The sequence below is a fragment of the Micromonospora auratinigra genome (genome assembly GCF_900089595.1).
In the GTDB taxonomy this organism is placed as follows: Bacteria; Actinomycetota; Actinomycetes; order Mycobacteriales; family Micromonosporaceae; genus Micromonospora; species Micromonospora auratinigra.
Genome location: NZ_LT594323.1, coordinates 578,504 through 590,256 on the forward strand (window position 1 = coordinate 578,504; position 11,753 = coordinate 590,256).

Below are 11,753 nucleotides of genomic sequence, written 5' to 3' on the forward strand. Positions count from 1 at the left end.
GCAATTCAGGTGACAGCGCGTGATAGAGTCGCCCGTCATGCCGGGGCGTACGACGGCTCCCGACCGCGCGACCCGGACCGGAGCGCGGCGGGCCGACGCCGGATCGAGGATGTCAACCAGCCGCTGACCAGAGGTGGACCAGTCGTGACCGTTCGTCAGTCGATCGTCTTCAACGGTGACCTCGGCAGCGGCAAGAGCACCGTCTCCGTCGTGATCGCCCAACGGCTCGGCCTGCGTCGGGTCAGCGTCGGTGACCTCTACCGGCAGATGGCCGAGGAGCGGCAGATGACCGCCCTCCAGCTCAACCTGCACGCCGAGCTGGACCAGGCCGTCGACGGCTACGTCGACCAGCTCCAGCGGGACATCGCCGCCTCCGGCGAGAGCCTGGTGATGGACTCCCGGCTGGCCTGGCACTTCTTCACCGACGCGCTCAAGGTGCACATGATCACCGAGCCGACCGAGGCGGCCCGCCGGGTGCTGGCCCGCCCGTCCGGCCCGGCCGAGAGCTACTCCTCGATCGAGGAGGCGAAGGCCAAGCTCCGCGAGCGCAGCGAGAGCGAGCGCAACCGGTTCATCGTGCGCTACGGCGTCGACAAGGCCCGGCTGCGCAACTACGACCTGATCTGCGACACCACCCGGGCCACCCCGGAGCAGGTGATCCAGCACGTCATCGACGTGTTCGAGGGGCGGCTCGGCGGCGACGTGCTGCGCGACGCCCCGCCGCTGCTGCTGCTCGACCCGGCCCGCGTCTACCCGACCGAGGACATCGCCACCCTGCGCGGGCTCTGGGACTCGGAGTTCGTCGGTGACGTGGCCGAGGCCGGCGACGAGGCGCTGGAGCCGCTGACCATCGGCTACACCGGCGAGTACTACTTCGTGGTCGACGGGCACCGCCGGCTCAGCGCCGCCCTGCAGAACGGGTTCCCGCTGGTGCCGGCCCGGCTGGTGGCCGAGGTGGACGAGCCGGTGGTGGGCGGGATGAGCGCGGTCGACTACTTCGCCGCCCAGGTCGACCCGAGCCTGATCCACGACTGGGCCGCCGCGCACGGCATCACCCTCCCGCTGCCCGAGCACGCCCTGCTCAACACGGGTCCGGTCCTCGCCGGCGACCCCGGCCCCGCCGCCTGAGCCCGGGCCGCCCCGGCGGACGGGATCGCCGGACCGGGCGGGGCGGAGCATGATGAAGGTCTCCGAGCCCTCGGGAGGCCGACCGTGGACGCCGCCGACGCCCTCACGCTGCTGATGTCGCCCGCCGGGCGGTTGGACCCCTACCCGACGTACGAGCGGCTGCGCGCGTACGGGCCGGTGGTCCAGGCCGGTCCGGTCTTCTCCGTGGTCACCGGCTATCCGGAGGCCGACGCGATCCTGCGCGACGCCCGGTTCGGGGTGATGGACGACGACCTGCGCGACCAGTTCCTGCCCGGCTGGCGGGAGAGCCCGGCGGTGCTGTCGATCTCCCGGTCGATGCTGCGCACCAATCCGCCCGACCACAGCCGGATGCGCCGGCTCGCGGCCGGGGCGTTCACCCCGCGCCGGATCGCCGCCATGCGGGACGTGGTCGTCGCCCAGGCCGACGAGTTGATCGACGGGATGCTGGCGCGCGGTCGGGACGGGGCGGCCGTCGACTTCATGGCCGAGTTCGCGTACCCGCTGCCGGTCGGGGTGATCTGCGCGCTGCTCGGCGTCCCGGCGGCCGACCGGCCGCTCTTCCGGCGCTGGGCCACCGACCTCACCGGCGTCCTCGAACCGGAGATCACCCCCGAGGAGCTGGCGGTGGCCGACCGGGGCGCCACCGAGCTGCGGGGCTACTTCACCGAGCTGGTGGCGGCCCGGCGCCGCGCCCCCGCCGACGACCTCACCACCGCCCTGGTGCAGGCCCACGACGGGGGCGAGCGGCTCTCCGGCGACGAGTTGCTGGCCAACCTGATCGTGCTGCTGGTGGCCGGCTTCGAGACCACCACCAACCTGCTCGGCAACGGGCTGGTGGTGCTGTTGGCGCACCCGCGCGAGGCCGCGCACCTCGCCGGGCACCCGGAGTTCGCCGCGGGCTACGTCGACGAGCTGCTCCGGTACGACTCGCCGGTGCAGCTCACCTCCCGGATGAGCACCGAACCGGCCCGCTACGGCGGGGTGGACATGCCGGCCGGCACCTGGCTGATCGTCATGCTCGGCGCGGCGAACCGGGATCCCCGCCGCTACCCGGAGCCGCAGCGCTTCGACCCGTGGCGGCCCCAGATCCACCCGCTCTCCTTCGGCGCCGGGCCGCACTACTGCCTCGGGGCCGGGCTGGCCCGGCTGGAGGCGCAGGTGGCCTTCCCGCTGCTGCTGCGCCGGCTGCCGGGGCTCGCCCTGGCCGGCGCGCCCGAGCGTCGGGTCCGGCTGACCCTGCGCGGGTACGCCACCCTCCCGGTCACCGTCGCAGGGTCCCCGGTCACCCGTCGCGGTACGCCGGCCGGAGCGGCCGGGGCGACTCCGTAGACTGGTACGGCACCACTCGTCCCACCGAAGGAGCCACCCCGCGTGACCGTCCAGCCCATCCGTCTGTTCGGGGATCCGGTGCTGCGCACGCCGGCCGACCCGGTCGTCGACTTCGACGCCGAGCTGCGCAGGCTGATCGCCGACCTGACCGACACGATGCGCGAGCAGAGCGGCGCCGGCCTGGCCGCCCCGCAGCTCGGGGTGGGCCTGCGGGTGTTCACCTTCGACGTCGACGACGTGCTCGGGCACCTGGTCAACCCGGTGCTGGAGTTCCCCGACGAGGAGGAGCAGGACGGCCCGGAGGGCTGCCTCTCCATCCCCGGGCTCTACTTCGACACCAAGCGTCGGCAGAACGTGGTGGCGAAGGGCTTCAACGGCTTCGGCGACCCGGTGCAGATCGTCGGCACCGGCCTGATGGCCCGCTGCGTCCAGCACGAGACCGACCACCTCGACGGGGTGCTCTTCGTCGACCGGCTCGACCCGGCCGGCCGCAAGGCCGCCATGAAGGCGATCCGTCAGGCCGACTGGTACGACGCGGCCACCCCGCCGACGGTCAAGCTGAGCCCGCACGCGGCCGGCAACCCGTTCGGGCTGGGGCGGTGACCGGGTGCGTCTGATCTTCGCCGGCACGCCGGCCGTCGCGGTACCCGCCCTGGACGCCATCGCCGCCTCCGGCCACGAGCTGCTGGCCGTGGTGACCCGGCCGGACGCGCCCGCCGGGCGGGGGCGGGGTCTGGTCCGCTCGCCCGCCGGGGCCTGGGCCGACGCGCACGGCGTCGAGGTGCTCACCCCGGCCCGGCCGCGCGAGCCGGAGTTCCTGGACCGCCTGCGCGAGCTGGCCCCGGACTGCGTGCCGGTGGTCGCGTACGGCGCGCTGGTGCCGCCGGTGGCCCTGGAGATCCCCCGGCACGGCTGGATCAACCTGCACTTCTCGCTGCTGCCCGCCTGGCGCGGCGCGGCACCGGTGCAGCACGCGGTGCTGCACGGCGACGAGCTGACCGGGGCCAGCGTCTTCCAGCTGGAGCAAGGGCTCGACACCGGCCCGGTGTACGGCACGGTGACCGACGAGATCCGCCCCACCGACACCTCCGGCGACCTGCTGGAGCGGCTCGCGCACTCCGGCGCGGGGCTGCTGGTGGCGGTCCTCGACGCGATCGGGGCCGGCACCGCCCGGGCGGAGCCGCAGCCCGCCGACGGCGTGTCGCTGGCGCCGAAGCTGACGGTGGAGGACGCCCGGGTCCGCTGGAGCGACCCGGCGTTCGCGGTCGACCGGCGGGTGCGCGCGTGCACGCCGGCTCCCGGCCCGTGGACCACCTTCCGCGACGACCGGGTCAAGCTCGGCCCGGTCACCCCGGTGGCGAACGGCCCGGAGCTGAAGCCCGGTGAGCTGCTGGTGGAGAAGTCCCGGGTGCTCGTCGGCACGGCGACCGTGCCGGTGCGGCTCGGTGAGGTGCGGGCGGCCGGCAAGAAGGCGATGTCGGCGAGCGACTGGGCGCGCGGCGTCCGGGTCGCGGCCGGCGAGGTGCTGGCGTGACGGGGCCGGTCGAGCCCCGCGACGAGCGGGCCACCGGCGGCGACCGCCCGCGGCACGACCGGTCCGACCGCGACCGGTCCGACCGCCCGCGCTACGACCGGGGCGAGCGGTCCGGCGAGGGTGGGCGGTTCACCGGCGGCGACCGGTCCCGCGAGGGCGGGCGCCCGACGGGCGGGCCGCGCGGTGAGCGCTCCGGCCGCCCGGGCGAGCGGGTGCCCCGGGACGGGCGCTTCGGCGCGCGCCGGCCGGTACGGCCCGCCGTCGACCTGCCCCGGCACGTGGCGTACCAGGCGATCGCCGCGGTGCACCGGGACGACGCGTACGCCAACCTGGTGCTGCCGGCGATGCTGCGCGAGGAGGGGCTGACCGGCCGGGACGCCGCCTTCGCCACCGAGCTGACCTACGGCACGCTGCGGCACACCGGCACCCTGGACGCGATCATCACGGACGCGGCCGGCCGGGACGTGGCCCGGATCGACCCGCCGGTGCGCGACGCGCTGCGGATCGGGGCGTACCAGCTGCTGCACACCCGGGTGCCGGCGCACGCCGCGGTCTCCTCGACCGTCGACCTGGTCCGCTCGGTGGGACCGGGCGCGACCGGGTTCGCCAACGCGGTGCTGCGCGAGATCACCACCCGGGACCACGACGGCTGGGTCGAGAAGCTGGCTCCGGCGGCCGGCACCGACCCGATCGGCCACCTGTCGCTGGCGTACAGCCACCCGCAGTGGATCGTGCGGGCGTTCGCCGAGGCGCTCGGTGGCGACCTGGGCGAGACCGAGCGGCTGCTCATCGAGGACAACGAGCGGCCGCCGGTGCACCTGTGCGCCCGTCCCGGCCTGGCCGATCCGGTGGAGCTGGCCGACGAGGTCGGTGGCGCCCCGGGTGCCTTCTCGCCGTACGCGGTCTACCTGTCCGGGGGCGCGCCCGGTGACCTGCGGGCGGTCGCCGAGGGTCGGGCCCACGTCCAGGACGAGGGCTCCCAGTTGGTGGCGAACGCGCTGGCCGCCGCGCCGCTGGACGGGCCGGACGGGCGCTGGCTCGACCTGTGCGCCGGTCCCGGCGGCAAGGCGGGCCTGCTCGGTGCGCTGGCCGCGCAGCGCGGGGCCCGGCTGACCGCGGTCGAGGTCGCCGAGCACCGGGCCCGGCTGGTCGAGCAGGCCACCCGGGGGCTGCCGGTGAGCGTGCTGGCGACCGACGGGCGCAGCGTCGGCGCCGACCCGAAGCTGCCGGAGGGGCACTTCGACCGGGTGCTGGTCGACGCCCCCTGCACCGGGCTGGGATCGTTGCGCCGCCGCCCGGAGTCGCGCTGGCGGCGTCAGCCGGCCGACCTGCCCCCGCTGACCCGGTTGCAGCGCGAACTGCTCACCGCGGCGCTGCGGGCCGTCCGCCCGGGTGGCCTGGTCGCCTACGTCACCTGCTCCCCGCACACGGTGGAGACGCACGTGACGGTGACCGAGGCGGCGCGCCGCTGCGGCCTGCCGGTCGACTTCGTCGACGCCCGTACGCTGCTGCCGGCCGGGATGCCGGGGCTGGGTGACGGGCCGACGGTGCAGCTCTGGCCGCACCGGCACGGCACCGACGCGATGTTCCTGGCGGTGCTGCGCCGGGGCTGACCCGGTCGCCCACACCACGGGCCGGCCCGACGGGCCGTCCGCCGCACCGACATCCGGTAGCCGGCCGCTTCCCGCGGCCGGCTACTTGCTTTCTGCTCGCTTTGCTCTGCTTCAACCCACGCAACACGGGAAGCGCTTCGCCGTTGCGTCCGCTGAAGCAGAGCAAAGGCGGCGAGCCGGACCGGGTCGCCGGACGCGGAGCCCGGTCGACCATCCCGGCGGGGGGAGTGAGCAGCTGGGATGTGACAGGTCGTTGACTCTTTGATCGATACATGTAACTGTTCCGATCACCGGTCCGCCCGAACCCCCACGAGGAGTCACCCCCATGAGACGCAGCACGTCGAGCGCGGGCCTCGCCCTCGCCCTGTTCGTCGCCCTGACGGCCACCGCGGCCGGCAGCGCCGCCTCCGCCGCCCCGGTCAGCACCGCCGCCCCCACGCTCGTCGCCGCCGCGCCGGACGTCTCCGTGACGAACGTCCAGGCCCACCTCACCCAGCTCAACACCATCGCCACCAACAACGGCGGCACCCGGCGGGCCGGCTCGGCCGGCTACACCGCCTCGGTGGCGTACGTGAAGGGCAAGCTCCAGGCGGCCGGCTACACGGTCAGCGAGCAGACCTGCACCACCTGCACCTACCCGGGCAGCAACCTGATCGCCGAGTGGCCGCAGGGCCCCGCCGACCAGGTCGTGATGTTCGGCGCCCACCTGGACAGCGTCTCCGCCGGCCCGGGCATCAACGACAACGGCTCCGGCTCGGCGACCCTGCTGGAGAACGCCCTGGTGCTGGCGGCGCAGAACCCGTCGATGACCAAGCGGGTCCGGTTCGCCTGGTGGAACGGCGAGGAGCAGGGCCTGCAGGGTTCCAAGTACTACGTGAGCCAGCTCAGCGCCACCCAGAAGGGCTACATCAAGGGCTACTACAACTTCGACATGGTGGGCTCGCCCAACGGCGGCTACTTCATCAACCGGGTCACCTCCACCACGGCCGCGCCGCTGAAGGCGTACTGGGACTCGCTCGGGCTCCAGCCCGAGGAGAACGTCGAGGGCCAGGGCCGCTCGGACGACTACTCGTTCGCCAACGCCGGCATCCAGACCTCCGGGTACGCCGCCGGCGCCAGCGCCACCAAGACCTCGGCCCAGGCCAGCAAGTGGGGCGGCACCGCCGGCGCGGCGTACGACTCCTGCTACCACCGCTCCTGCGACACCACCAGCAACATCAACACCACCGTGCTCAACCGCAGCGCCGACGGCGTCGCGTACGCCATCTGGCAGCTCGCGGTCGGCGGCACCTCCACCAACGACTTCTCCGTCGCGGTCAGCCCGACCTCCGGCAGCGTGGCCCAGGGCGGCTCCACCACGGCGACCGTCAGCACCACGACCACCAGCGGCGCCGCCCAGACGGTGAGCCTGTCGGCGTCGGGCGTGCCGAGCGGGGTGACGGTCGGCTTCAGCCCCTCCTCGGTCACCTCGGGCGGCTCGGCCACCATGACGGTCAGCGCCTCCTCGACCGCCGCGACCGGCACGTTCACCATCACGGTCACCGGCACCGGCGCGGTCACCCGCACCGCCAGCTACAGCCTCACCGTCACCGGCACGGGCGGCGGCTGCACCGGCGGCCAGCTGATCGGCAACAGCAGCTTCGAGTCGGGCACCGCGCCGTGGACCGCCAGCTCCGGCGTGATCACCAACTCGACCAGCCAGGCGGCCCGGACCGGCTCGTACAAGGCGTGGCTGGACGGGTACGGCAGCTCGCACACCGACACGCTGTCCCAGTCGGTGAGCCTGCCCGCCGGCTGCTCCAGCTACACGCTGGCCTTCTGGCTGCACGTCGACACCGCGGAGACCACCACGTCGACCGCGTACGACAAGCTGACCGTGCAGGCGGGCAGCACCACGCTGGCGACGTACTCGAACCTCAACGCCGCCACCGGCTACACCCAGCGCACCCTCAACCTCGCCGCGTACGCGGGGCAGACGGTGACGCTGAAGTGGACCGGCGTCGAGGACGCGTCGCTGCAGACCAGCTTCGTCATCGACGACGTGACGCTCCAGGTCGGCTGAGGGTTCCGGTCGGGGCGGGCCCTCGGTCCGCCCCGACCCGGCTCACCGGACCGGCAGCGCCTTGCTCCCGCCACCCTTGACGGAACGGGTCAGCGCCCGGTCCGACAGCCACAGGAAGCACTGCACGCCCCGGTCGCCGTTGGTCCACTCCTCCTCGAAGGGGTGGTAGAAGATCGTGCCGGCCCGGTACTGAAGTTCGCTGTTCTTCGGCAGCTTGGCGTACGTCGCGATCAGGTCGAGGCAGCCCTTGTGCGCCCGGGCCGTGCTGCGCCGGAAGTCGGCGTAGGACACGTCCGGGAACCGGTAGACGCCGACGAACTCGGCGTGGTGCTTCGCGGTGCAGCCGATCGCGCGCATCTCCTCGATGTCGTCCTTGACCAGCTTCGGCTCGAAGCAGCCGTAGGCCAGCGGCGAGCCCGGCTTGAGCGCGCCCCGCAGGCTGCCGCTGCGCTCGACCACGTTGCCGTCGTCCAGGCTGGACACCTCGGCGGCGTCGCAGCGGAACCAGCGTGAGCCGCCGCCCCACCCGAGCGCGGAGGGGAAGATCACCGAGACCCGCAGCCGGCCCGAGTGCCAGTCCGCCCCGATCGCCTTGCCGACCTCCCGGTCGCACTCCACCCGGGCGGCCCGCGCTCCGGCCGACCCGGCCCGCGGTGGGCTGCTGCGGCCGGCGTCGGCGCCGGTCAGGGTGCCCACGTGCAGGGTCTCGGCGCGGTGCGGCTGGGCGCAGTCGATCGGGTTGTAGCCGCTGAGGTAGCCGACGTCCTGGAGGCCGAAGTGGCACGCCCCGGGCTGCGGCGTGAACGCCTCGGCGGCCGGCAGGGCGGGCCAGTCATCGGTCAGGTTCCGGTCGATCCCGGCCGGCGTGCCGCAGCCGACCAGCGCCAACGCCGCCGCCGCGCCCACGGCGGCCGCCGTCCACCATCGCCGCATCGCACCGACCTCCCCGTCGTCGTGGTCGCGTCGACCGGCGTCGCTCCCGCGTACGCCGTCGGCGGTGCAGCATACGGCACCGGGGCTCAGATGACGGGTAGTCCCTCGGGGCCGGCGCCGCGCATCGAGCGGGTCAGCCGCCGGTCGTCGCTCCACAGGAAACAGCGCACCCCGCGGTCGCCCTCCTCCCACTCGCGCTGCGACGGCGGGTAGAAGATCGAGCCGGCCCGGTACGGCAGCTCGCTGTTGTCCGGCACGTTGGCGAAGCTCGCGATCAGGGTCATGCAGCGTCGGTGCACCTGCGGGGCGGCCCGGACGAACTGCGCCCAGCTCAGGTCGCGTTCCTGGTAGACGCCGACGAACTCGGCGCGGTGCGGCTCGGTGCAGAGCACCGGGGCCATGTAGTTCAGGTTGTCGCCGATCAGCTTCGGGTCGAAGCAGCGGTGCACCAGTGGGCTGTCGCCGACCAGCGCGCCGCGCAGGCTGCCCACCCGGTTGACCGGGCGGGTGTTGTCGATGCTCGCGGTCTCGGCGAGGTCGCACCGGTACCACCGGGCCCCGCCCAGCCAACCGGTCGCGGTGGGCAGCGCGATGTTCATGCTCAGCCGGGCGGCGTGCCAGTCGCCGCCGATGGCCTCCCGGGCCCGCTGGTCGCACTCGGCCCGGGCGACCCGCAGCGCGGGGGAGCCGGGCTCCGGGCGGGCGCCGGTCGCGGCGGCCCCGACGAAGGTGCCGACGTGCACCACCTCGGCCAGGTGGCTGCGCGCGCAGTCGACCGTGTCGTACGTGCCGGCCTGCACCACGGCGGTGATCCGGGGCAGGCAGGCGTCGGGGGCGGGCACGAAGATCCGGGGAGCGGGCAGCGCGGGCCAGTCGTCGACCAGGTCACCGTCGGCGCGGTGCGCCTGGACGCAACCACCGAGGACCACCGTCGCGCTGCCGGCCAGCGCCAGCGCCAGGAGCCACCGTCGCATCGTCCGCCCTTTCCGGGAGATGACAGCCGGTCGCCGCGGCCCACGGCGTTCTCCGCCACCGGGCGTGCAGCATACGGGACCGTCCCCGTTGGAGTGTCGTCGTCTTTCGGCCGTTCGGCCAGTCGCGGCTGGCCCGTCGGGCCGGATTTCTTCCCCCGGTACGCCGATCATGCACCACGGGTCACGGCGGGATCACAGCGGGTCCGGGGAGGTGCCGTGCTGCGGGCGGCTGTCGACCGCGTTCGTACACTGGCCCGGTGACCGTACCGCCGCCGATCGTCGCCCCCAGCATCCTGGCCGCCGATTTCGCCCGCCTCGCCGATGAGGTCCGCGCCGTCGAGCACGCCGCCGACTGGTTGCACGTGGACGTCATGGACAACCACTTCGTGCCCAACCTGACCATCGGGCTACCGGTGGTGCAGAGCCTGCGCGCGGCCACCGACCTCCCGTTCGACGTGCACCTCATGATCGAGGACCCGCGCCGGTGGGCCCCCGGGTACGCCGACGCCGGCGCGTACAACGTGACCTTCCACGCCGAGGCGTGCGACGACCCGGTGGCGCTGGCCAAGGACCTGCGCTCGGCCGGGGCGAAGGCGGGGCTCGCCATCGACCGGGACACCCCGATCGAGCCGTACCTGGAGCTGCTGCCCAGCTTCGACACGCTGCTGATCATGACGATCAAGGCGGGCTTCGGCGGGCAGCGGTTCCTCCCGGCGCTGCTGGACAAGGTGCGCGCCGCCCGGCGGCACGTCGACGCCGGGCACCTGGAGCTGCGCATCGAGGTGGACGGCGGGATCGCCGCGGACACCATCGAGCAGGCCGCCGCGGCCGGCGCGGACGCCTTCGTCGCCGGCACCGCGGTCTACGGCGCCGACGACCCGGCCGAGGCGGTACGCCGGCTGCGCGGCCTGGCGGAACGCGCGACCACCGGGGCCTGACGTGGAGCCGGCCGGTGACCGCCCCGACGTGATCCTGGTCGTCGACGACGACGCGGACATCGCCCGCTTCGTCGAGTTCAACCTGCGGCTGCACGGCTTCGAGGTGTTGCACGCCGCGGACGGCCAGGAGGCGTTGGAGGTCATCGAGCGGCAACGGCCGGACCTGGCCGTGGTCGACCTGATGATGCCCCGCATCGACGGGCTGGAGCTGACCCGCCGGCTGCGCGCCGACCCGATGACCTCCGCGCTGCCGGTGATCATGCTGACCGCCAAGGGCATGACCGTGGACAAGGTCAACGGCCTCAGCGCCGGCGCGGACGACTACCTGGTCAAGCCCTTCGACACCGCCGAGCTGGTCGCCCGGGTCAGCTCCACGCTGCGGCGCAACAAGGAGTTCCGGGAGGTCTCCCCGCTGACCGGCCTGCCCGGCAACAGTCGGATCCGTCGGGAGATCAGCGACCGGGTGCGCAGCGGCGTCGACTACGCGGTCGGCTACATCGACATCGACCGGTTCAAGAGCGTCAACGACCGGTACGGCTTCGTGCGCGGCGACGAGTTCATCTCCGCGCTGGCCCGCAGCCTGCACCGGGCGGTGGTGTCGATCGGGCTGCCGCCGGCCTTCCTGGGCCACGTCGGTGGCGACGACTTCGTCATCGTCTGCGCCCCCGCCCAGATCCGCCCGCTGACCAGCCGGGCGGTGGTCGACTTCGAGAAGGCCGCCGACGCCCTCTACGACCCCACCGACCGGGAGCGCGGCTTCGTCGAGCTGAAGGACCGGCGCGGCAACATCCGCCGGGCCGCCCTGGTCACGCTCTCCATCGGGGTGTCGCTCTCCGACGCCAACAAGCGGTTCACCGACCCGCTGGAGGCGATCGCGGTCGCCTCCGAGATGAAGACGGTCGCCAAGAGCCAACCCGGCTCGTACGTCGCGGTCGACCGGCGACGGGGCGTACCGTGACGACGCGTCGCACACTGTGAGGTAGCTCGCCTCTCTGGCGCGACGCGAGGCGGAACGTGTAAGACTTCCCGTGTACCCACCACGCGCTGGCGGGGCTCGGTGAAATTCCGAACCGGCGGTGATCCACGGCCCGACCGTGGTAAGCCCGCGACCCGGACGGCTTCGGCCGGACGGTGGACCTGGTGAGAATCCGGGGCCGACGGTTGGGGTGCGGCTCGTCCGCCCCCAGACAGTCCGGATGGGAGACAGCGCGCGGGACGGGG

At 73.9% G+C, this 11,753-nt stretch carries 10 protein-coding genes and 1 riboswitch; of the genes, 8 read left to right on the forward strand and 2 right to left on the reverse strand.

What is annotated here, in order from left to right; genetic code table 11:
- Positions 1 to 144 precede the first annotated feature (144 nt).
- From GA0070611_RS02680 to GA0070611_RS02705, 6 genes are all read left to right on the forward strand, one after another.
- A complete protein-coding gene (locus tag GA0070611_RS02680) occupies positions 145 to 1,128 on the forward strand; it encodes an AAA family ATPase (RefSeq protein WP_091656762.1) in 984 nt (327 codons plus the stop codon).
- 114 nt (positions 1,129 to 1,242) lie between these two features.
- Positions 1,243 to 2,478 (forward strand): cytochrome P450, encoded by a 1,236-nt coding sequence (locus GA0070611_RS02685; RefSeq protein WP_407940426.1) that lies wholly within the window; start codon positions 1,243 to 1,245, stop codon positions 2,476 to 2,478.
- 42 nt (positions 2,479 to 2,520) lie between these two features.
- Positions 2,521 to 3,081, forward strand: a complete 561-nt coding sequence (gene def, locus GA0070611_RS02690) for a peptide deformylase (RefSeq protein WP_091656770.1) — start codon at positions 2,521 to 2,523, stop codon at positions 3,079 to 3,081.
- A gap of 4 nt (positions 3,082 to 3,085) precedes the next feature.
- Positions 3,086 to 4,012, forward strand: a complete 927-nt coding sequence (fmt, locus tag GA0070611_RS02695) for a methionyl-tRNA formyltransferase (protein WP_091656775.1) — start codon at positions 3,086 to 3,088, stop codon at positions 4,010 to 4,012.
- 212 nt (positions 4,013 to 4,224) lie between these two features.
- A complete protein-coding gene (locus tag GA0070611_RS02700; protein WP_091672361.1) occupies positions 4,225 to 5,625 on the forward strand; it encodes an RsmB/NOP family class I SAM-dependent RNA methyltransferase in 1,401 nt (466 codons plus the stop codon).
- A gap of 325 nt (positions 5,626 to 5,950) precedes the next feature.
- Complete coding sequence (locus GA0070611_RS02705) at positions 5,951 to 7,687, forward strand: M28 family metallopeptidase (protein ID WP_091656778.1); 1,737 nt, start codon at positions 5,951 to 5,953, stop codon at positions 7,685 to 7,687.
- Between the two features lie 42 nt (positions 7,688 to 7,729).
- Here GA0070611_RS02705 and GA0070611_RS02710 read toward each other — a convergent pair whose 3' ends face one another.
- The gene (locus GA0070611_RS02710) at positions 7,730 to 8,620 is read right to left on the reverse strand and encodes a septum formation family protein (protein WP_091656783.1); all 891 of its coding nucleotides are present in this window, start codon (positions 8,618 to 8,620) and stop codon (positions 7,730 to 7,732) included.
- Between the two features lie 86 nt (positions 8,621 to 8,706).
- A complete protein-coding gene (locus GA0070611_RS02715; protein WP_091656785.1) occupies positions 8,707 to 9,594 on the reverse strand; it encodes a septum formation family protein in 888 nt (295 codons plus the stop codon).
- 257 nt (positions 9,595 to 9,851) lie between these two features.
- Between GA0070611_RS02715 and rpe the strand changes: the two genes are divergently transcribed.
- A complete protein-coding gene (gene rpe / locus GA0070611_RS02720) occupies positions 9,852 to 10,532 on the forward strand; it encodes a ribulose-phosphate 3-epimerase (RefSeq protein WP_091656788.1) in 681 nt (226 codons plus the stop codon).
- 1 nt (position 10,533) lies between these two features.
- Positions 10,534 to 11,490 carry a GGDEF domain-containing response regulator gene (locus tag GA0070611_RS02725; protein WP_091656791.1) on the forward strand — a complete coding sequence of 319 codons (957 nt, stop codon included), beginning with the start codon at positions 10,534 to 10,536 and terminating at the stop codon, positions 11,488 to 11,490.
- An 81-nt stretch (positions 11,491 to 11,571) separates the two neighbouring features.
- Positions 11,572 to 11,744, forward strand: a riboswitch (FMN riboswitch).
- Positions 11,745 to 11,753: the final 9 nt, after the last annotated feature.